This is a genomic window from Pseudomonas sp. TE3728, assembly GCF_056279145.1.
Window position 1 is genome coordinate 2,546,610 of record NZ_JBWBQT010000001.1, and the last position, 21,182, is coordinate 2,567,791.

20 protein-coding genes, 1 tRNA gene and 1 pseudogene are annotated in these 21,182 nt (G+C 59.1%); 9 read left to right on the forward strand and 13 right to left on the reverse strand.

The features are described from left to right. Positions 1-123 precede the first annotated feature (123 nt). The 9 genes and pseudogenes from arcC to ACZ89R_RS10930 all read left to right on the forward strand — a co-directional run bounded on the left by arcC (position 124) and on the right by ACZ89R_RS10930 (position 10,881). Positions 124-1,053 carry a carbamate kinase gene (arcC, locus tag ACZ89R_RS10890; RefSeq protein ID WP_429545803.1) on the forward strand — a complete coding sequence of 310 codons (930 nt, stop codon included), beginning with the start codon at positions 124-126 and terminating at the stop codon, positions 1,051-1,053. Positions 1,054-1,065: 12 nt separating this feature from the next. Continuing rightward, positions 1,066-1,428, forward strand: a complete 363-nt coding sequence (locus tag ACZ89R_RS10895) for a DUF5064 family protein (protein WP_429545802.1) — start codon at positions 1,066-1,068, stop codon at positions 1,426-1,428. Positions 1,429-1,668: 240 nt separating this feature from the next. Then, entirely contained in the window at positions 1,669-3,177 is a 1,509-nt protein-coding gene (locus ACZ89R_RS10900) for a sigma-54-dependent transcriptional regulator (RefSeq protein WP_429545801.1), read from the forward strand. 565 nt (positions 3,178-3,742) lie between these two features. After that, positions 3,743-4,117 (forward strand): glycine cleavage system protein GcvH, encoded by a 375-nt coding sequence (gcvH, locus tag ACZ89R_RS10905; RefSeq protein WP_429545800.1) that lies wholly within the window; start codon positions 3,743-3,745, stop codon positions 4,115-4,117. Positions 4,118-4,128: 11 nt separating this feature from the next. Next, positions 4,129-6,981, forward strand: a complete 2,853-nt coding sequence (gcvP, locus tag ACZ89R_RS10910; protein ID WP_429545799.1) for an aminomethyl-transferring glycine dehydrogenase — start codon at positions 4,129-4,131, stop codon at positions 6,979-6,981. 176 nt (positions 6,982-7,157) lie between these two features. Continuing rightward, a pseudogene (locus ACZ89R_RS10915) lies at positions 7,158-8,535 on the forward strand (L-serine ammonia-lyase). A 33-nt stretch (positions 8,536-8,568) separates the two neighbouring features. After that, positions 8,569-9,693: a glycine cleavage system aminomethyltransferase GcvT gene (gene gcvT, locus ACZ89R_RS10920; protein ID WP_429545798.1), complete on the forward strand. Its 1,125-nt coding sequence runs from the start codon at positions 8,569-8,571 to the stop codon at positions 9,691-9,693. Between the two features lie 391 nt (positions 9,694-10,084). Continuing rightward, complete coding sequence (locus ACZ89R_RS10925; protein ID WP_003175786.1) at positions 10,085-10,297, forward strand: cold-shock protein; 213 nt, start codon at positions 10,085-10,087, stop codon at positions 10,295-10,297. Between the two features lie 95 nt (positions 10,298-10,392). Next, positions 10,393-10,881: an RDD family protein gene (locus ACZ89R_RS10930; RefSeq protein WP_429545797.1), complete on the forward strand. Its 489-nt coding sequence runs from the start codon at positions 10,393-10,395 to the stop codon at positions 10,879-10,881. A gap of 108 nt (positions 10,882-10,989) precedes the next feature. Here ACZ89R_RS10930 and nadA read toward each other — a convergent pair whose 3' ends face one another. From nadA to ruvA, 13 genes are all read right to left on the reverse strand, one after another. After that, on the reverse strand, positions 10,990-12,048 hold the full coding sequence (gene nadA, locus ACZ89R_RS10935; protein WP_048395651.1) for a quinolinate synthase NadA: 1,059 nt from the start codon (positions 12,046-12,048) through the stop codon (positions 10,990-10,992). A 251-nt stretch (positions 12,049-12,299) separates the two neighbouring features. Beyond that, positions 12,300-12,375 (reverse strand) — tRNA-Lys (locus tag ACZ89R_RS10940). A 63-nt stretch (positions 12,376-12,438) separates the two neighbouring features. Beyond that, the gene (queC, locus tag ACZ89R_RS10945) at positions 12,439-13,131 is read right to left on the reverse strand and encodes a 7-cyano-7-deazaguanine synthase QueC (RefSeq protein WP_008072915.1); all 693 of its coding nucleotides are present in this window, start codon (positions 13,129-13,131) and stop codon (positions 12,439-12,441) included. A 1-nt stretch (position 13,132) separates the two neighbouring features. Further along, a complete protein-coding gene (gene queE, locus ACZ89R_RS10950; protein ID WP_429545796.1) occupies positions 13,133-13,780 on the reverse strand; it encodes a 7-carboxy-7-deazaguanine synthase QueE in 648 nt (215 codons plus the stop codon). 166 nt (positions 13,781-13,946) lie between these two features. Beyond that, positions 13,947-14,798: a tol-pal system protein YbgF gene (gene ybgF, locus ACZ89R_RS10955; RefSeq protein WP_429545795.1), complete on the reverse strand. Its 852-nt coding sequence runs from the start codon at positions 14,796-14,798 to the stop codon at positions 13,947-13,949. 6 nt (positions 14,799-14,804) lie between these two features. After that, positions 14,805-15,302, reverse strand: a complete 498-nt coding sequence (gene pal, locus ACZ89R_RS10960; protein ID WP_003178634.1) for a peptidoglycan-associated lipoprotein Pal — start codon at positions 15,300-15,302, stop codon at positions 14,805-14,807. A 52-nt stretch (positions 15,303-15,354) separates the two neighbouring features. Continuing rightward, entirely contained in the window at positions 15,355-16,635 is a 1,281-nt protein-coding gene (gene tolB / locus ACZ89R_RS10965; RefSeq protein ID WP_185022094.1) for a Tol-Pal system beta propeller repeat protein TolB, read from the reverse strand. 17 nt (positions 16,636-16,652) lie between these two features. Beyond that, positions 16,653-17,732: a cell envelope integrity protein TolA gene (tolA, locus tag ACZ89R_RS10970; protein ID WP_123495502.1), complete on the reverse strand. Its 1,080-nt coding sequence runs from the start codon at positions 17,730-17,732 to the stop codon at positions 16,653-16,655. Continuing rightward, entirely contained in the window at positions 17,732-18,184 is a 453-nt protein-coding gene (tolR, locus tag ACZ89R_RS10975) for a protein TolR (protein WP_162130599.1), read from the reverse strand. The genes tolA and tolR overlap by 1 nt, the downstream gene beginning before the upstream one ends. 23 nt (positions 18,185-18,207) lie before the next feature. Beyond that, a complete protein-coding gene (gene tolQ / locus ACZ89R_RS10980; RefSeq protein WP_007897030.1) occupies positions 18,208-18,903 on the reverse strand; it encodes a protein TolQ in 696 nt (231 codons plus the stop codon). Further along, entirely contained in the window at positions 18,893-19,360 is a 468-nt protein-coding gene (gene ybgC, locus ACZ89R_RS10985; protein WP_429378294.1) for a tol-pal system-associated acyl-CoA thioesterase, read from the reverse strand. The genes tolQ and ybgC overlap by 11 nt, the downstream gene beginning before the upstream one ends. A 127-nt stretch (positions 19,361-19,487) precedes the next feature. After that, on the reverse strand, positions 19,488-20,549 hold the full coding sequence (gene ruvB / locus ACZ89R_RS10990) for a Holliday junction branch migration DNA helicase RuvB (protein WP_008006678.1): 1,062 nt from the start codon (positions 20,547-20,549) through the stop codon (positions 19,488-19,490). Continuing rightward, positions 20,550-21,164: a Holliday junction branch migration protein RuvA gene (gene ruvA / locus ACZ89R_RS10995; RefSeq protein ID WP_429545794.1), complete on the reverse strand. Its 615-nt coding sequence runs from the start codon at positions 21,162-21,164 to the stop codon at positions 20,550-20,552. Positions 21,165-21,182: the final 18 nt, after the last annotated feature.

The following is a 21,182-nucleotide window of genomic DNA, read 5'->3' on the forward strand; positions in this document are numbered from 1 at the left end:
CTTTTGATCTTGATGTTGATCTTCAATGGCCAGGCAAGGATCAAGATCAAAAGACCAAGATCAAAAGATCGCAGCCTTCGGCAGCTCCTACGGGGATCACCGAACTCTTGAAAGGACTGCACTATGCGTATCGTCGTTGCTCTGGGCGGTAACGCCCTGCTCCGCCGGGGTGAACCCATGACCGCGGACAACCAGCGCACCAACATCCGGATCGCCACCGAACAGATCGCCAAGGTCCATCCCGGCAACCAACTGGTGATCGCCCACGGCAATGGTCCGCAGGTCGGCCTGCTGTCGCTGCAAGCGGCGGCCTACACGCAGGTGTCCGCTTACCCGCTGGACGTGCTGGGTGCCGAAACCGAAGGCATGATCGGCTACATCATCGAACAGGAACTGGGCAACCTGCTGGACTTCGAAGTCCCGTTCGCCACCCTGCTGACCCAGGTCGAAGTCGACCCCAACGATCCGGCGTTCCAGCACCCGAGCAAACCCATCGGCCCGGTCTATACCAAGGCCGAAGCGGAAAAACTCGCCGCCGAGAAAGGCTGGGCGATTGCGCCGGACGGCGACAAATTCCGCCGCGTGGTGGCCAGCCCGAAACCTAAACACATCTTCGAAATCCGTCCGATCAAGTGGCTGCTGGAAAAAGGCAGCATCGTGATCTGCGCGGGCGGTGGTGGCATCCCGACGATGTATGGCGCCAGCGGCAAACTGCAGGGCGTGGAAGCGGTGATCGACAAGGACCTGTGCTCGGCGCTGCTGGCCGAACAGCTTGAAAGCGATCTGTTGGTGATCGCCACCGACGTCAATGCGGCGTTCATCGACTTCGGCAAACCCACCCAGAAAGCCATCGCCCAGGCCCACCCCGATGAGATGGAAAAACTCGGCTTCGCCGCCGGCTCCATGGGACCGAAGGTCCAGGCGGCCTGCGAGTTCGCCCGCCATACTGGAAAAACCGCGGTGATCGGTTCACTCTCGGACATCGAAGCGATCGTCCAGGGCAAGGCCGGCACGCGTATCAGTACGGCGACACCTGGCATAACTTACTTGTAAGGAGAGACGTCAATGGCAACGTTTGAGCCCGGTCATCTGCACATCGAGCGCCACGCGCTGACCCCGGATGATGTCAACTACAACGTGCACCTCGACTATGAAGTCTCGCAGGATCCCAAGAAAGGCAAAGGGATTCTGTTCACCATGCACGGCAGCATGCAGGGAAAAGACATGACGGAGACCTTCTTTCTGCCCAAGGAGGAGGCTTACAACTTCGCCAACAATGTGACGAAAATCGCCGAGAAGTACGGAATCCCGAAGACACACAGCCAGATCGGCTCGATTCACAAGCATTACGATTTAATGTTTGAAGACATCCGGAAGCAGTTGGATATGAAATCCGGCGACCCGGTAAACCTCGAGAACTTCGAGTAACCCACGCACCTTGTGGGAGCGAGTCTGCTCGCGATGACGGACTTTCATTCGCTATGGAAACCGACTGAAAAGACCGCAACACACGACCTGTAGGAGCGAGGCTTGCCCGCGAAGCTTTTAGCGGTCTTGATGGCCTCTTCGCGGGCAAGCCTCGCTCCTACAAATTAGAACGCACATTTCACCTAAGACCCGCCCCAAGGCATACTTGCCACCCTTCGCACTCCAGAACCCAACCGCCCCATGCGTATCCACGTCAGTTTCATCGACCGCGTCGGCATCACCCAGGAAGTCCTGGCCCTGCTCGGTGGGCGCAATCTCAATCTGGATGCGGTGGAAATGGTCCCGCCCAATGTTTACATCGACGCCCCGACCTTGAGCCCGGCAGTGCTCGAAGAACTGCGCGATGCGCTGTTCAGCGTGCGCGGCGTGCAAGCGGTGACGGTGGTCGACATTCTTCCCGGCCAGCGCCGTCACTTGCAGCTCGATGCGTTGCTCGCCGCCATGACCGACCCGGTGTTGGCTCTGGACAGCGCTGGCAAGGTGCTGCTGGCCAACCCGGCGCTGATCGCCCTGTACGGCCGCGAACCGGCGGATGAAAGCATCAGCGAGCTGTTTGCCGACCCGGCGCTGCTCGACACATTGCTGGAAAACGGCTTCCGCCTGCCGCTGCGGGAGATCACCGTCAACGGTCAGACCCTGCTGCTGGACGCCACGCCGATCACCGACGCCGGCGCACTGCTGACCCTGTACCAACCGAACCGCATCGGTGAACGCCTCTCGGCGCTGCACCACGACCACGCCGAAGGCTTCGATGCCCTGCTCGGCGAATCCCCGGCGATTCGTACACTCAAGACACGCGCACAGCGCGTCGCAGCCCTCGATGCACCGTTGCTGATCCAGGGCGAAACCGGCACCGGTAAAGAACTGGTGGCCCGCGCCTGCCACGCCATCAGCGCCCGCCACGGTTCGCCGTTCCTGGCCTTGAACTGCGCGGCATTGCCAGAAAACCTCGCCGAAAGCGAGCTGTTCGGCTATGCCCCCGGTGCCTTCACCGGCGCGCAACGGGGCGGCAAACCGGGGCTGATGGAACTGGCCAACCAGGGCACGGTATTTCTCGACGAGATCGGTGAAATGTCGCCGTATTTGCAGGCGAAACTGCTGCGCTTTCTCAACGACGGCAGCTTCCGACGGGTTGGTGGCGATCGCGAAGTGAAGGTCAATGTGCGGATCCTCAGCGCGACTCACCGCGATCTGGAAAAAATGGTCAGTGAAGGTACCTTCCGCGAAGACCTGTTTTATCGCCTCAACGTGCTGAATGTCGAAGTCCCGCCGTTGCGCGAACGGGGCCAGGACATTCTGCTGCTGGCGCGCTACTTCATGCAGCAGGCCTGCGCGCAGATCCAGCGCCCGGTCTGTCGCCTGGCGCCGGGCACTTATCCGGCGCTGCTAGACAATCGCTGGCCGGGGAACGTGCGGCAATTGCAGAACGTAATCTTCCGCGCCGCGGCGATTTGCGAAAGCAGCCTGGTGGACATCGGCGACCTCGACATCGCTGGCACCTCCGTGGCGCGCCAGAGCGACAGCGAGGTCGACAGCCTCGAACAGGCCATGGAAGAGTTCGAGAAAACCCTGCTGGAAAAGCTCTACGTCAGCTACCCCTCGACCCGCCAACTGGCCAGCCGCCTGCAAACCTCCCATACCGCGATCGCCCATCGGTTGCGTAAGTACGGCATACCCAATAAGCCCTGAAAGCTCCTTTGCCTTCGGCCGTACACTTACCTTGTATCGGGCCGTGCGCTTACCCATGTAGGAGCTGCCGAAGGCTGCGATCTTTTGATCCTGCTTTGGTGAGTAAAGGATCGCAGGCTTCGCCAGCTCCTACAAAGGCTCGGTATACATCCTGTAGGAGCTGCCAAAGGCTGCGATCTTTTGACTTTAGCTTTGTAGTGCCTGGGACAAGATCGCAGCCTTCGGCAGCTCCTACAGGTCGGATTCCAATTCAAGGGTTTCTAACCTGTGCAAAAACGACCTCCATCTGTACTGAAAGCGCTACAGCGGAACGATATCGATACACCCCTTCTCAATCACCGCTGTGCAAGGCTTTGATCCTCTTAAACTTTTTTCTCCGCCTTGCGCTGTAGCGATTTCGCTACAGCCCGCAAATCGCCGCGCCTCAAAAAAACATATAACTTATTGATATTTAACAACAAAAAAATATTGGCCGCGTTTTTGCTTAGTAACCATCCATAAAGTACGGCATTGCCGAGCATTCAATCGCGTCCACCAGACGAGTCTGGCCCCCTTAGGAGTTTCCATGAGCGAGTTGCGTTTTACTGAAGATCACGAATGGCTGCGCACCGAAGCTGACGGCACCGTCATAGTCGGCATCACCGCTTTCGCACAGAACGCCCTGGGCGACGTGGTTTTCGTACAACTGCCTGAGCTGCAGTCCTACGACAAAGGCGCTGAAGCCGCCACCGTGGAATCGGTAAAGGCCGCCAGCGGCGTGTATATGCCACTCGACGGTGAAGTGCTGGAAGTGAACCCGGCGCTGGACAGCAGCCCTGAACTGGTCAACGAAGATCCGCTGGGCGAAGGCTGGTTCTTCCGCTTCAAGCCAACCGACGCCTCGGCTGTCGGCCAACTGCTGGATCAAGACGCTTACGACCGTCTGATCGCCCAAGCCTGAGGAGCGCCGACATGACTCAAGTAAACCTCAGCACCGCCAACGAATTCATCGCCCGCCACATCGGCCCGCGTGCAGGTGATGAGCAAGCCATGCTCAACAGTCTCGGTTTCGACTCCCTGGAAGCCCTGAGCGCCAGCGTCATTCCCGAGAGCATCAAAGGCACCAGCGTCCTCGGCCTGGAAGACGGCCTGAGTGAAGCGGATGCCCTGGCGCTGATCAAATCCATCGCCGGCAAAAACCAGCTATTCAAGACCTACATCGGTCAGGGCTACTACGGCACTCACACGCCGTCGCCGATCCTGCGCAACCTGCTGGAAAACCCGGCCTGGTACACCGCTTACACTCCGTACCAGCCAGAAATTTCCCAAGGCCGTCTCGAAGCGCTGCTGAACTTCCAGACCCTGATCAGCGACCTCACCGGCCTGCCGATCGCCAACGCCTCCCTGCTCGACGAAGCCACCGCCGCTGCCGAAGCCATGACCTTCTGCAAACGCCTGAGTAAGAACAAAGGCAGCCATGCGTTCTTCGCCTCGGTGCATTGCCACCCGCAAACCCTCGACGTGCTGCGCACCCGTGCCGAGCCGTTGGGCATCGACGTGGTGGTCGGCGACGAGCGCGAACTGAGCGACGTCAGCGCGTTCTTCGGTGCTTTGCTGCAATACCCGGCCAGCAACGGTGATGTGTTCGACTACCGCGAACTGACCGAGCGTTTCCACGCTGCTAATGCGCTGGTCGCCGTCGCGGCTGACCTGCTGGCCCTGACCGTGCTGACTCCGCCAGGCGAATTCGGCGCCGACGTGGCCATCGGCAGCGCGCAACGCTTCGGCGTGCCGCTGGGTTTCGGTGGTCCGCACGCGGCCTACTTCTCCACCCGCGATGCGTTCAAGCGCGACATGCCAGGCCGTCTGGTCGGCGTTTCCGTGGACCGTTTCGGCAAGCCGGCCCTGCGCCTGGCCATGCAGACCCGCGAGCAACATATCCGTCGCGAGAAAGCCACCAGCAACATCTGCACCGCCCAGGTTCTGCTGGCCAACATCGCCAGCATGTACGCCGTGTACCACGGCCCGAAAGGCCTGACGCAGATCGCCCAGCGCATTCATCACCTGACCGCGATCCTCGCCAAAGGCTTGAGCGCATTGGGTCTGAGCGTCGAGCAAGCCAACTTCTTCGATACGCTGACAATTAAAACCGGCGTTAACACCGCCAAGCTGCACGACCAGGCGCGTGCTCAGCAGATCAACCTGCGCGTCGTCGATGCTGAACGTCTGGGCCTGTCGCTGGACGAAACCACGTCGCAAGCTGACGTTGAAACCCTGTGGAGCGTGCTGTCTGAAGGCAAGGCGCTGCCAGATTTCGCCGCCCTCGCCGCGAGCGTTGCAAGCACCCTCCCGGCCGCGCTGGTTCGCCAATCGCCGATCCTCAGCCACCCGGTGTTCAACCGTTATCACTCGGAAACCGAGCTGATGCGCTACCTGCGCAAGCTCGCCGACAAGGACCTGGCCCTGGATCGCACCATGATCCCGCTGGGTTCCTGCACCATGAAACTCAACGCCGCCAGCGAAATGATCCCGGTGACCTGGGCTGAATTCGGTGCCCTGCACCCCTTCGCCCCGGCCGAGCAAAGCGCCGGCTACCAGCAGTTGACCGATGAACTGGAAGCGATGCTCTGCGCCGCCACCGGTTACGACTCGATCTCCTTGCAACCGAACGCCGGTTCCCAAGGTGAATACGCTGGCCTGCTGGCGATCCGCGCCTACCACCAGAGCCGTGGCGAAGACCGTCGCGACATCTGCCTGATCCCATCGTCCGCCCACGGCACCAACCCGGCCACCGCCAACATGGCTGGCATGCGTGTGGTCGTGACCGCGTGCGATGCCCGCGGCAACGTCGACATCGAAGACCTGCGCGCCAAGGCCATCGAGCACCGCGAACACCTCGCTGCGCTGATGATCACCTACCCGTCCACCCATGGCGTGTTCGAAGAAGGCATCCGCGAAATCTGCGGCATCATTCACGACAACGGCGGCCAGGTGTACATCGACGGCGCCAACATGAACGCCATGGTCGGCCTCTGCGCACCGGGCAAGTTCGGCGGCGACGTGTCCCACCTGAACCTGCACAAAACCTTCTGCATCCCACACGGCGGTGGCGGCCCGGGCGTCGGCCCGATTGGCGTCAAGTCGCACCTGACGCCGTTCCTGCCGGGTCACGCCCAGATGGAACGCAAAGAAGGCGCGGTCTGCGCGGCACCGTTCGGCAGCGCGAGCATTCTGCCGATCACCTGGATGTACATTCGAATGATGGGTGGCGCGGGTCTCAAGCGTGCTTCGCAACTGGCGATCCTGAACGCCAACTACATTTCCCGTCGCCTCGAAGAGCACTACCCAGTGCTGTACACCGGCAGCAACGGGTTGGTGGCGCATGAATGCATCCTCGACCTGCGTCCGTTGAAAGACAGTAGCGGCATCAGCGTCGATGACGTCGCCAAGCGCCTGATCGACTTCGGCTTCCACGCCCCGACCATGTCGTTCCCGGTGGCCGGCACGTTGATGATCGAACCGACCGAAAGCGAATCCAAGGAAGAACTGGACCGCTTCTGCGACGCCATGATCCGCATCCGCGAAGAAATCCGCGCGGTGGAAAACGGCACGCTGGACAAGGACGACAACCCGCTGAAAAACGCGCCACACACCGCCGCGGAAATCGTCGGTGAGTGGACTCACCCGTATAGCCGCGAGCAAGCGGTGTACCCGGTAGCGTCGCTGATCGAAGGCAAGTACTGGCCACCGGTCGGTCGCGTCGACAACGTCTTCGGCGATCGCAACCTGGTCTGCGCCTGCCCGTCGATCGAAAGCTACGCTTAAGGCAGTGCGGGAGCGGTCACGCCGCTCCCTCTGTAGGAGCTGTCGAGTGAAACGAGGCTGCGATCTTTTGATCTTGGGTTTCAAGAGCAAAATCAAAAGATCGCAGCCTGCGGCAGCTCCTACAGAATGCATCCGCCGAGATATCCGCGCCTATAACAAGAAACCGGAGAACAACCATGTCGTTAAGCGTGTTCGACCTGTTCAAGATTGGCATCGGCCCCTCCAGCTCCCACACCGTCGGCCCGATGCGTGCCGCTGCGCGTTTCGCCGAAGGTCTGCGCCGTGAAGGGCTGCTGGCGGCAACCACCTGCGTCAAAGTCGAACTCTACGGCTCGCTCGGCGCCACCGGCAAAGGCCACGGCAGCGACAAGGCTGTGTTGCTGGGCCTGGAAGGCGAACACCCGGATACTGTAGACACCGAAACCGTCGCCGCTCGCCTGCAAGAAATTCGCGGCGGCGGTCGCTTGAACCTGCTCGGCGAACACAGCATTGCGTTCAACGAGAAAGAACACCTGGCGATGATTCGCAAACCGTTGGCCTATCACCCCAACGGCATGATCTTTCGCGCATTCGATGCCGCTGGCCTGCAAATCCGCAGCCGCGAGTACTACTCGGTTGGTGGCGGGTTCGTGGTCGATGAAGACGCTGCCGGCGCCGACCGCATCGTCGAAGACGCCACCCCCCTGACCTTCCCGTTCAAAAGCGCCAAGGACTTGCTCGGTCATTGCACCACCTATGGCTTGTCCATCAGCCAAGTGATGCTGACCAACGAAAGTGCCTGGCGTCCGGAGGCGGAAACCCGTGCCGGTTTGCTGAAGATCTGGCAAGTGATGCAAGACTGCGTCGCCGCCGGTTGCCGCAACGAAGGCATCCTGCCCGGTGGACTGAAGGTCAAACGCCGGGCTGCAGCGCTGCATCGGCAACTGTGCAACAACCCGGAATCGTCACTGCGCGATCCGCTGTCGGTGCTGGACTGGGTCAACCTGTACGCCTTGGCGGTCAACGAAGAAAACGCCAACGGCGGACGCGTGGTCACCGCGCCCACCAACGGTGCGGCCGGAATCATCCCGGCGGTGTTGCATTACTACATGCGCTTCATCCCCGGGGCCAACGAAGACGGCGTGGTGCGCTTTCTGCTGACGGCCGCCGCGATCGGCATTCTGTACAAGGAAAACGCCTCGATCTCCGGCGCCGAAGTCGGCTGTCAGGGCGAGGTTGGCGTCGCCTGTTCCATGGCCGCCGGCGCCTTGTGTGAAGTGCTTGGCGGCACCGTGCAGCAGGTGGAAAACGCCGCCGAAATCGGCATGGAACACAACCTCGGCCTGACCTGCGACCCGATTGGGCGGATTGGTGCAAGTACCTTGCATCGAGCGCAATGCCATGGGCTCGGTCAAGGCCATCAATGCGGTGCGCATGGCCTTGCGCGGCGACGGTCAGCACTTCGTCTCCCTCGACAAAGTCATCCGCACCATGCGCCAGACCGGCGCCGACATGAAAAGCAAATACAAGGAAACCGCCCGTGGCGGTTTAGCGGTCAACATTATCGAGTGCTGATGCGCGCATCTGCACTATTTTCAGGAGCTGGATATGTCCACCGAACAACTGTTGAAAACCCCGTTGCACGCACTGCACCTCGAACTCGGCGCCCGCATGGTGCCGTTTGCCGGCTACGATATGCCGGTGCAATACCCGTTGGGCGTGATGAAAGAACACCAGCACACCCGTGATCAGGCCGGGCTGTTCGATGTTTCGCACATGGGCCAGATCCGCCTGACCGGCGCCAACGCGGCCAAAGCCCTGGAGACTCTGGTGCCGGTGGACATCATCGACCTGCCAGTGGGCATGCAGCGCTATGCGATGTTCACCAACGAGACCGGCGGCATCCTCGACGACCTGATGGTCGCCAACCTCGGTAATGACGAACTGTTCCTGGTGGTCAACGCAGCCTGCAAGGATCAGGATCTGGCGCACCTGCGCAAGCACATCGGCGACCAGTGCACGATCGAACCACTGTTCGAAGAGCGCGCGTTGCTGGCGTTACAAGGCCCGGCCGCCGTCACCGTGCTCGCACGCCTGGCGCCTGAAGTGGCGAAGATGACCTTTATGCAGTTCGCCCGCGTGAAGTTGTTGGGCGTGGACTGCTTTGTCAGCCGTTCGGGCTACACCGGTGAAGACGGTTTCGAAATCTCCGTACCGGCCGCCAATGCCGAAGCCCTGGCTCGCGCCCTGCTGGCTGAACCGGAAGTGGCGGCCATCGGCCTCGGCGCTCGCGACTCCCTGCGCCTGGAAGCCGGCCTGTGCCTCTACGGCCACGACATGAACACCGAAACCACCCCAATCGAAGCCAGTCTGCTGTGGGCCATCTCCAAGCCTCGTCGTGCCGATGGCGCGCGGGCCGGTGGCTTCCCCGGCGCTGAAACCGTGTTCGCCCAGCAGCAAGCCGGTGTCAGCCGCAAACGCGTAGGCCTGCTGCCGCAGGAACGTACGCCGGTGCGCGAAGGTGCGGAAATCGTCAACGAAGCCGGCGAAATCATCGGCAGCGTGTGCAGCGGCGGCTTCGGTCCGACCCTCGGCGGTCCTTTGGCCATGGGTTACCTCGACAGCGCTTACATCGCTCTGGATACGCCGGTTTGGGCGATTGTTCGTGGGAAAAGGGTGCCTTTGCTTGTAAGCAAAATGCCATTTGTTCCACAACGCTACTATCGCGGTTGATTGACTGTTTCTATAAGTAACGCGGTTGCGTTAACAGTGCACTAATCTGTAACGCAGCCGCCATAAAACAGTGCGAACGTTTCGTTTATGAACGTTACTTATAACGATCGAAAACAACTGAACAACTCTATCGAATAAGCCTGCGTTAGTACCCCCCTTGATTGCCAGAACCCGAGGAAATCCGGGCCTTCGCAGGGCTTGTTTTTTCTCCCGTAGTTGGCGTAGAGTTTGTCCACTGTGTTTGCATGGGTCGCTTGGAATCGTGACCTGGGCAGTAGCCTACAAGTTAGCTACATCCCGTTCGACGTCTTCTTACTCTCCTGCAACCAGCCCCAGTACTCTTTCACCAGAAGGAGACTGTCATTCATTTTTGCGTCAAAGGAAATAAGAAATGTCCCAACGTCAGAGCGGTACCGTCAAGTGGTTTAACGACGAGAAAGGTTTTGGTTTTATCACTCCAGAAAGCGGTCCGGATCTGTTCGTACATTTCCGCGCTATTCAGGGCAACGGCTTCAAGAGCCTGAAAGAAGGCCAGAAAGTGACTTTCGTTGCTGTGCAAGGCCAGAAAGGCATGCAGGCTGACGAAGTACAAGCAGAAGCCTGATCTTCTGTAACGAAAAAGCCCCTGATACTGATATCAGGGGCTTTTTTGTGCGCGTAAATCCGTAAAATGGCTTCTTTTTCCGTTCAGAGGCTGCCATGTCGAAACACCTGCTATATCCACAGGGCGACTTCCCCGCCGTCGGCCTGGGTCGTCGCCTGGCAGCGATGTTCTACGACTTCCTGTTATGCACCGCCCTGCTGATCGTCACCAGCGGCGTTTACAAGATGATCCAGATGGCGATCATCGGCGAAGGCCAAATGCGTGCCTTGACCGAAGCCGGTGCACTGGACGGTGATCCACTGCTATCGACGGTGCTGTTGTTCGTACTGTTCGGTTTCTTTGCCAAGTTCTGGACCTGGTCGGGGCAGACGCTGGGGATGCAGGTGTGGGGCATCCGCGTGCAAAACGCCGACGGCTCATCCATCAGCCTGTGGCAGGCTCTGTTGCGCTTTGTGGTGTCGATCGCGTCCTGGCTATGCCTCGGGCTGGGGTTCTTCTGGTCGCTGTTCGACAAGCAGAAGCGCAGCTGGCATGACATCTACTCCAATACCCAGCTCGTGCGGACTCCAAAGAAACAAAAGTAGCGCCCATAAAAAAGATCGCAGCCTTCGGCAGCTCCTACAAGGTTCTATATAGACCTGTAGGAGCTGCCGAAGGCTGCGATCTTTTGATCTTGCCTTTCGATCCTTCCCTTAAGCGTTGCCGGCCAACTTCATCCGCGCCGCCTGCGTGAAATCAAGCATCCGCTTCAACGGCCGCACCGCCTGCGGAATCAACGCCGGATCAACGAAGATCTCGTTGGTGCCCTCACGCAAGCTCTTCAGCGTGCGCTCAAGCGTGTTCATCGCCATCCACGGGCAATGTGCGCAACTGCGGCAGGCTGCGCCGTTACCGGCCGTTGGCGCTTCGATGAAGACCTTGTCCGGGCACAGCTGCTGCATCTTGTAGAAGATGCCACGGTCGGTGGCGACGATCAGGGTCTTGTTCGGCAAACTTTGCGCCGCAGCGATCAGCTGACTGGTGGAACCCACCGCGTCGGCCAAATCGATTACGGCGGTCGGCGACTCCGGGTGCACCAGGATGGCCGCATCCGGGTACAGCGCTTTCATGTCTTCGAGCTGCTTGGCCTTGAACTCTTCATGGACGATGCAGGCACCGTCCCACAGCAGCATGTCGGCACCGGTCTTGCGCTGGATGTAAGTGCCCAGGTGCTTGTCCGGAGCCCAGATGATGGTTTCGCCGTTATCCATCAGGCTTTCGACGATTTCCAGCGCGCAGCTGGACGTCACCACCCAATCCGCCCTGGCTTTGACCGCCGCCGAGGTGTTGGCATACACCACCACCGTACGTTCCGGATGCTGATCGCAGAACGCCGAGAACTCGTCCACCGGGCAACCCAGGTCCAGCGAGCAAGTCGCTTCCAGGGTCGGCATCAGTACACGTTTTTCAGGGTTGAGGATTTTCGCGGTTTCGCCCATGAACTTCACGCCGGCGACTACCACAGTCTTGGCCGGGTGGGCATTGCCGAAGCGGGCCATCTCCAGAGAGTCGGAGACGCAACCACCGGTTTCTTCGGCCAGGGCCTGAATGACCGGATCGCAATAGAAGTGGGCAACCAGCACCGCGTCCTGAGCCTTGAGCTCGGCAGCGATGGCAGTACGGTAATAAGCCTCTTCCTCGGCGGTCAGCGGCTTGGGCTGCTTGGCGTCGAGGTGGGCTTGAACCAGAAGGCGTTCGGAAATCTGCGTCATGTTCGCAAGACCTGCAGGCGCTTTCGCGCGAAAGTCGAGTATACACCCGGCTCCGGACCCTTAAGGGTACCGCCGGGAGAGTGAGTATTCATCAGGCGTGGATAGCGTTGAAGCTGCGCAAGGCTACAGAATATCCCGTGGATGCAAAAGATGATTCTGACCTGCGTCACCCGGACTGAGTGGACCTCAAATCGCAGGCAAAAAAAAACCCGGAAATCCTCACTTACGTGGGCCTTCCAGATTTTTTAAAATGGTGGGTCGTGTGGGATTCGAACCTACGACCAATTGGTTAAAAGCCAACTGCTCTACCAACTGAGCTAACGACCCGCTGTGTGGTGGCGCGTATAATACTGATTTTTAAGGACTATTCAACACCTAATTTGAAATAAATCAAAAATAAGGTGTTGGGTCAGTTACACCGGCCGCCGCGAAGCCTTCCGCACGCAGGCGGCAGCTGTCGCATTTACCGCAGGCACGGCCATTATCGTCTGCCTGATAGCAGGAAACAGTCAGCCCGTAATCGACGCCAAGCTTCACGCCAGCCTGAACGATCTGCGCCTTGCTCAGGTTCTGCAGTGGCGCCTGGATACGGAAGCCCTGCCCTTCTACCCCGGCCTTGGTCGCCAGGTTGGCCATGCGCTCGAAGGCTTCGATGAACTCGGGACGGCAATCCGGGTAACCGGAGTAATCCACCGCGTTAACGCCGATAAAGATGTCACGCGCGCCCAGCACTTCGGCCCAGCCCAGCGCCAGGGACAGAAACACGGTGTTGCGCGCCGGCACGTAAGTCACCGGGATACCTTCACCCGGCGTTTCCGGCACATCGATACTAGTGTCGGTCAACGCCGAGCCGCCGATGCCATTCAGGTTCAGGCCGATCACCTTGTGCTCGACCACACCCAAGTCTTGTGCGACACGTGCAGCGGCGTGCAATTCGGCGTGAGACCGCTGACCGTAATCGAAGCTCATGGTGTAGCAGCGGTAGCCTTCGGCACGGGCCATGGCCACGACTGTCGCGGAGTCGAGGCCGCCGGACAGCAGGATGACGGCACGTTTTTCGACAGTGTTCAGTTGTTCAGTCATTTCAGCGCCCCGGCTCGTCATTCCAAAGATATTTATGCAGCTGCAATTGCAGGCGCACAGGCAGATTGTCCGCCACCACCCAGTCCGCCAGATCACGCGCATTCAGGTCATGGTGACTCGGCGAGAACAGGACTTCGTCGGCACGCTGGTCCAGACCGTACTGAATCAGCTTGGACACGGCCCAGTCGTAGTCTTCCCGCGAGCAGATGACAAACTTTACCTGATCGTTAGGCGTGAGCAGCTCAATGTTCTCGTAGCGGTTGCGATGCGCTTCTTTCGAACCCGGGGTTTTCAGGTCGACGACGCGACTGACCCGCGGATCGACCGCCGAGATATCCAGCGCGCCACTGGTTTCCAGCGACACTTCGTAGCCGGCGTCACACAACTGCTTGAGCAAGGGAATGGCATTCGGTTGCGCCAGGGGCTCGCCGCCCGTGACACAAACATAACGCGGGCGAAAACCGGCCACTTGCTCGAGGATGTCATCGAGCGTGCGAATGGTGCCGCCAGTGAACGCGTAGGCGCTGTCGCAGTATTGGCAACGCAATGGGCAACCGGTCAGGCGCACAAAAACAGTGGGCAGCCCGGCAGTCCGCGTTTCACCCTGCAACGAGTAGAAAACTTCGGTGATTCTCAATGTGTCTTGCATAGTCGCCACGGGCGTAACAGCTAAACAGGCTGTCCGCCTCCGTCAGGCACTTCAAGGAACCTCGCCAACGCGCAGATCCCAAAAAGCGTGTTTCATAAAAAGGGCATGAATTCTAACGAAAAAACCCGCGACAAGCGCGGGTTTCTTCAAACCAGTCCAAGCAGACTTACATGCGCTGCAAGTCACGCTGCGCCAACTGAGCGGCGGAAGTGCCCGGATACTGGGACACAACCTGTTGCAGAATGCCTTTGACCCGGTCGGTATGACCGAGGCGGCGTTCTACATCAGCGAGCTTGTACAGCGAATCAGGCACTTTGGGGTGCTTGGGGTACAGCTGCGAAACCTTGGCAAATGCCTGACCTGCGCCTTGCAGATCGCCTTTGGCCAGGTTCACTTCACCCAACCAGTACTGGGCGTTGCCCGCGTATTGGCTGTTCGGGTATTTGCGCAGGAATGCGGCGAAAGCCTGGCTGGCCTTGTCGAAATCCTTGGCCTTGATCAGGTCGAAGGCTGCATCGTAATACAGTTTTTCCTTCGCCGGATCAGCCGGTTCGCCACCCGCGGCAGGCGCTTGTGTGGAAGTGGCAGCGGCTGCCGCTCCCGCACCTGCGCCAGCTGCTGCACCGGGGGCATTCAAATTGCCACCGGTGGAAGAATTATCAGGAGTCGCGGCGGGTGTAACGCCGGTTCCTATGCGCCGATCAAGATCCTGATATCGCTCCAGGTTCTCTTGCTTCATGCGCGCTACATCATTTTGCAGAACTTCGATCACACCCTGTTGGCGTGAGATCTGCTCCTGCATCGATTGCAGTTGGTTGAACAGCTCGCCCTGTGCCGAGACAGGGGCCGAAACCCCTCCCCCGGCATAGGCGCCGTTCGTACCGTAACCCGCAGGCGGATAACTACTCCCGCTATTGTTATAGCCGGAGTTGTCCTCGACCACAGGAACCGCAGCCCACACCGCAAGCGGTGCGAGGCTGAGAGCCAAAACAGTTACAGCACGACGGCACGTTCGCATGACGAATTACTTACGCAGTTCGACGCGACGGTTTTGAGCCCAGGACTGCTCGTCGTTGCCGGTAGCAACTGGACGCTCTTCGCCGTAGGAAACCAGTTCCAGCTGAGCTGGGGAAACACCTTGCAGTACCAGGTAACGCTGAACGGCTTTCGCACGACGCTCGCCCAGTGCCATGTTGTACTCACGAGTACCACGTTCGTCGGTGTTGCCTTCCAGAACAACGCGAGCGCCGTTTGCTTTCAGGTCTTTGGCGTGAACGTCCAGAGCGCGCATGGCTTCTGGCTTCAGGTCCGAGCTGTCGTATTCGAAGTAGAAGGTGGTGATTGCGCGCAGAGCAGCTTCTTCGCTCAGGGAGCCGTCAACAGCACCAGTGTTAGCGCCGTAACCAGCGTTTGGATCAACAGCGCCTTCACCGGCGTTGTCGCCGCCTTTGGACGAGCAACCTACAGCTACAGCCATGGCCAGAGCCAGCGCAGCAAATTTACCAAACTTCAGCATTTCCATCGTGAAACTCCTAATGAACCCCAGTGTGTTAAGTACAACGTGTAGCGCCGCGTCAGTTCAGGTAAGGGGACCAGGACGGTTCTCTGACTTCGCCTTGTGCGGTAGGAAGCGGGAGCCTCACGCGTCCATTAATGGACACGAGCATCAAGACTCCCCGGCCCTGCTGGCGGGTGGCGTAGATTACCATGGTGCCGTTGGGCGCAACAGTAGGCGACTCGTCCAGAGTGCTATCAGTGAGGATCTTTACACTACCTCGCTGCAAATCCTGGGCCGCCACCTTGAAATTGGTGAAGCCTTCCTGACGATGGATCATCACCAGGGTCTTTTCATCGGCCGACAGTTTAGGGTTGGCGTTGTAGTTACCGATGAAGGTCACACGCTCCGCACCACCACCGCTTGCGCTGGTTTTGTAGATCTGTGGCTTGCCGCCACGGTCGGAGGTGAAGTAGATGGTCGAACCATCTTTACCCCAGAACGGTTCGGTGTTGATGCCTTGACCGTTGGTGACGCGACTGATCTGACGCGAACCCAGGTTCATCACATAAATGTCCGGGTTGCCGTCTTTCGACAATACGAACGCCAGACGCTGACCATCCGGCGACCATGCTGGCGCACCATTCAGGCCTTCGAAGTTGGTGATCTGCTCACGGCGACCGGTGTCGATGTTCTGCATGAAAATGCGCGGACGCTTCTGCTCGAACGAGACATAGGCAATGCGTTTGCCATCCGGTGCAAAACGCGGCGACAGGATCGGCTCGCGCGATTGCAGCAGTGTCACGGCACGGGCACCGTCATAGTCCGAACGTTGCAACGTGTAGCGAGTGTTCTTCTCGGAGAACCGCTCGGCCGTCACGTACAGCAGACGAGTCGAGAACGCACCTTTGATACCGGTGAGTTTCTCGAACGACTGGTCGGAGATGTAATGCGCCATGTCACGCAGTTGATCGACGCTGCCCGACACGCTACCAGTCAGCACTTGCTGCTCGGTGGCGACGTTGAACAGTGCGTATTGAACCTGCAGGCGACCGCCCGCTGGAACAATGCTGCCGACCATGACGTACTGGGCACCCAGCGCCTTGAAGTCACGGAAGATGATTTCGCTGGCCTGGCTTGGCTGGCTGATCATGTTCTGTTTTGGAATCGGCGAGTAGTAACCCGAGTTGCGCAGGTCGTTACCGATGATTTCGGCCATGTCGTCCGGCAGCACGCTGCCGCCCTGGTTGCCAAACGGAACGACTGCGATCGGGGTGGCCCGATCACTGCCGCTGGTGACCAGAATATTTTTTTCATCTGCTGCCGCTATCCCTGCCATGCAGCAGATAACGACAAGCATTCCTCGAAGAAGGTTTCTCACAAGGCTAGATCCTCAGGTGTGAATGTCATCTTGAATGAACGATACGGAGCAAAATCGCTCGGCTTCATTCCCTGCATTTCTGTCAAACGTCCAATGTTCTTGACCGCCGCTACAGCGGAAGCGTCGAACGGACCATCGCCGCTGGACTTGGCCACGCCGACCGAAGTCACCGTACCATCGGGCAACATGCCGATTTGCAACACGACCGTCATGCCTTTGCGTGCCGAAGGTGGACGAGCCCAACCTTCCGCTGCACGAGCACGAATCAGATCATCGAAACTGCCGGCGACTTCGTCGCCCTGCTCATCGGCCAAGGCCTGCTGACGCTCTGGCGTGTCGGAAAGCAAATCAGCCAAGGCCTGAGCCTTTTTGTCTTCGGCGGATTTACGTGCCGCTTCCTGCGATTTTTTCTTCGCAGCATCGGCAGCAGCTTTCTTCTTCGCGTCTTCGGCGACTTTCTTCTTCGCCTCTTCAGCTTCAGATTTCTTCTTGGCGTCTTCGGCGGCTTTCTTCTTCGCGTCTTCGACGATCTTTTTCTTCGCTTCTTCAGCGGCCGCTTTCTTGGCCTCTTCTTCAGCAGCTTTCTTGGCTTCTTCTTCAGATTTCTTCTTGGCTATATCAGCCAATTGTTTCTCTTCGGCCTTTTTGGCTTCGGCGGTCTTCTTGGCTTCATCGGCTTTCTTGGCTTCATCAGCCTTTTTTGCCTCTTCCGCTTTCTTCGTCTCGTCGGCCTTCTTGGATTCTTCGGCTTTTTGAGCCGCATCTTCCTTCTTTTGTTCCGCGGCCTTGATCGCTTCCTGCTCGATCTTTTTCTGTTCCATCTGTTCGACTTCAGTCTGGCGCGCGGCGGATTTCTTCGCCTCACCCGCAATCTTCTGATTGGTCTGGGTGGTCGCCTGACTTTTCGATTTCAGCTGGTACAAGGTCGCCTGGACAATCGGCTTGGCCGGCGGCAGTTCCGGTGTGAAGGCAAAGCTGACGAACAGCATGCCGAACACCAGCACGTGCAAGACAATCGCCCAGACACTGGGCCAGAAGTAGCTTTCCGAGGCGGACGGCTCTCGCATTTGCTGCATCAGGGTGCCTCGGTAATCAAGCCAACATTACCGACCCCGGCTTTCTGCAACCCGCCCATCGCGCCCATGACGGAGCCGTAATCGACAGTCTTGTCGCCGCGAATGAATACTTGGGTACGCTTGCCGCCTTCAGTACCGGCGCGAATGATCTTGGTCACCGCGTCGGTCATTTGCGGCAAGGTCATGGCCTTGTCCTGCTGCTTATCAGTGTCGACTTCGCTGCCAAGGTTCCAGTAGTAGGTCTTGTCAGACTTGATCGAAATGGTCAGGACCTGAGTGTTGTTGTCCTGCGGCAAGGCTTCGCTGGAAACCTTGGGCAGATCAACTTTCACGCCCTGATTGAGCATCGGCGCGGTCACCATGAAGATGACCAGCAGTACCAGCATCACGTCGATGTAAGGCACCACGTTCATCTCGGCAACCGGCTTGCGCTTTTTGCGAGCTCGAGCGATTAAAGCCATTGGAAATTACCTGCTTATTCTTCGCTGGTGTGCACTTTGCGGTGCAGGATCGCCTGGAATTCATCGGCGAAGGTGTAGTAACGGCCCAGCAGGGTTTCGCTGCGAGCAGCAAAACGGTTGTAAGCGATAACGGCCGGGATGGCGGCGAACAGACCGATCGCGGTAGCGATCAGTGCTTCGGCGATACCTGGGGCCACAGTGGCCAGGGTCGCTTGCTGGGCAGTTGCCAGACCACGGAAGGAGTTCATGATGCCCCAGACCGTACCGAACAGACCGATGTACGGGCTGACGGAACCGACGGTGGCGAGAAACGGCAGGCTCTGCTCGAGTTTTTCTTCCTCGCGGGAGATGGCCACGCGCATGGCACGGGCCACGCCTTCCATGACTGCTTCCGGGTCAACGCCCGACTGCTGACGCAGACGGGAGAATTCCTTGAAACCGGCACGGAAGATTTGCTCCACACCCGAATCCGGATCAGGGTTGCTGCCGGCCTGACGGTAGAGTTTGGACAGGTCGATACCGGACCAGAAGCGCTCTTCAAAGCTCTCCAGGGCACGTCGACCGGCGCGCAGCAAGTTGCTGCGCTGAAAGATCATGATCCATGAGGTCACCGATGCGGCTACCAGGATCAGCATTACCAGTTGCACCACGATACTGGCATTGCTGACCAGGCTCCACATGGAGGAATGGTCGACGACGTTAGCTTCCACGCTTTATCTCCTGCTTTGAGTGTGTACCCGCGCCGCTCACGTCGGCAAAGGCCGCACGTAGAGCTTCGGGAATGGCCCGGGGTTTCAAACTGTTGGTGCGCACACAGGCCACCAGAAACTGCCCTTCGCAGAGCAGCACATTATCCGCAGCCCGCCTGACCTGCTGTTTGAAGCGCAGGCTGACCCGGTTCAATTCAATTACTTCAGCGCTTACCAGCAGTTCGTCGTCCAGTCGCGCCGGCGCGTGGTAACGCGCTTCGCTGGAATGCACGACGAACAACAGGTCCTCCCCTGCCAGCGCCGACTGGGCAAAGCCCAGCTCCCGGAGCCGCTCGGTTCGAGCCCGTTCCATAAACTTGAGGTAATTGACGTAATACACGATGCCGCCCGCATCGGTGTCCTCGTAATAAACGCGACAACGATGTGCGAACGGCTCAAGCCCGTTTTGCGCGCGCATACTCTAGTGCTTACTCCTCAGGTTGCCAATCCGGCCAGGCAACTGTTTTTCATTGATTCGCGGCTTTGCGGCGAAAGTACGGTCCTGGGACAGCACAAACCCCGAATAAATCAGCGCGCAAAGGTTACTAATCGTCCACGGCATCGAGGAACTCGTCTACCACGGGCATCTCGCCTAATCGTGACGGGATGTTTAAACCGAAGTGCAGGTACGCATGTCGAGTGACCACCCGCCCCCGCGGAGTGCGCATGATATAGCCCTGCTGGATCAAATACGGCTCCAGCACGTCTTCAATGGTGTGACGCTCTTCGCTGATCGCCGCCGCCAGACTGTCCACCCCCACCGGCCCACCGTCGAACTTCTCGATCATGGTCAGCAGCAGGCGTCGATCCTGGTGATCGAAGCCACGCTCGTCGACATCCAGCAGGTTCAGCGCCAGGTCGGCGATCGGCTTGGTGATGTGGCCTTTGGCGCGAACCTCGGCGAAATCCCTCACTCGGCGCAGCAAGCGGTTGGCGATCCGTGGCGTGCCACGGGCACGGCGGGCGATTTCGAAGGCACCTTCCGGGTCCAGCGGCAAACCGAGAATGTTCGCCGAACGGCTGACAATCGTTGCCAGGTCGGCGGTGTTGTAGAACTCCAGACGCTGAACGATCCCGAAACGGTCGCGCAATGGATTGGTCAGCATGCCGGCACGAGTGGTTGCGCCGACCAGGGTGAACGGCGGCAGATCGAGTTTGATCGAGCGCGCGGCCGGCCCTTCGCCGATCATGATGTCGAGCTGGAAGTCTTCCATCGCCGGGTACAGCACTTCTTCGACGATCGGCGACAGCCGATGGATCTCGTCGATGAACAGCACGTCATGGGGTTCAAGGTTGGTCAGCAACGCTGCCAAATCACCCGGACGCTCAAGAACGGGCCCCGAGGTGCTTTTGATCGACACGCCCATTTCCTGGGCAATGATGTTGGCCAGGGTGGTTTTACCCAGTCCCGGCGGGCCGAAAATAAGCGTGTGGTCCAGGGATTCATTGCGCCCACGCGCGGCCTGGATGAACAACTCCATTTGCTCGCGAACGGTTGGCTGGCCAATGTACTCGGCCAGGCTGACGGGACGAATCGCCCGGTCCTGGACTTCCTCGCGGTCACGGGGACCACCCGTGGCAGCGATCAGACGATCAGCTTCAATCACTTAGATCATTCCCTTCAGGGCGCGACGAATCATGTCTTCACTGCTCAAACCCTTCTCCTTGATCGCGGAAATCGCCTTGCTGGCTTCCTGCGGCTTGTAGCCCAGGGAAATCAGCGCGCTGACCGCGTCATTTTCGGCGGTGGCGACTGGAGGCACATCTGGCCCACCCGGCTGGTTTGGCACCAACGCGAACATCGCCGGCACGGTTTCCCAGGCCTTGAAGCGATCCTTGAGTTCCACCAGCAAACGCTCGGCCGTCTTTTTGCCCACGCCAGGCACCTTGGTCAGCGCCGAAGTGTCCTGGGATTGCACGCAACGAACCAGCTCGTCGACCTCCAGGCTCGACATCAAGGCCAGCGCCAGTTTCGGCCCCACACCATTGAGACGGATCAGCTCGCGAAAAAAGTCTCGCTCGCGCTTGCCAAAGAAGCCATAGAGTAACTGCGCGTCTTCGCGTACGACCAAATGGGTGTGCAAGGTCAGCGGTTCACCGACCGACGGCAAACGATAAAGCGTGGTCATGGGCACTTCCAGCTCATACCCCAGACCGTTTACATCCAGAATCAGGTGCGGCGGCTGTTTCTCAGCCAAAGTGCCGCGCAAGCGTCCAATCACGTTTCAGATCCTTGAGTC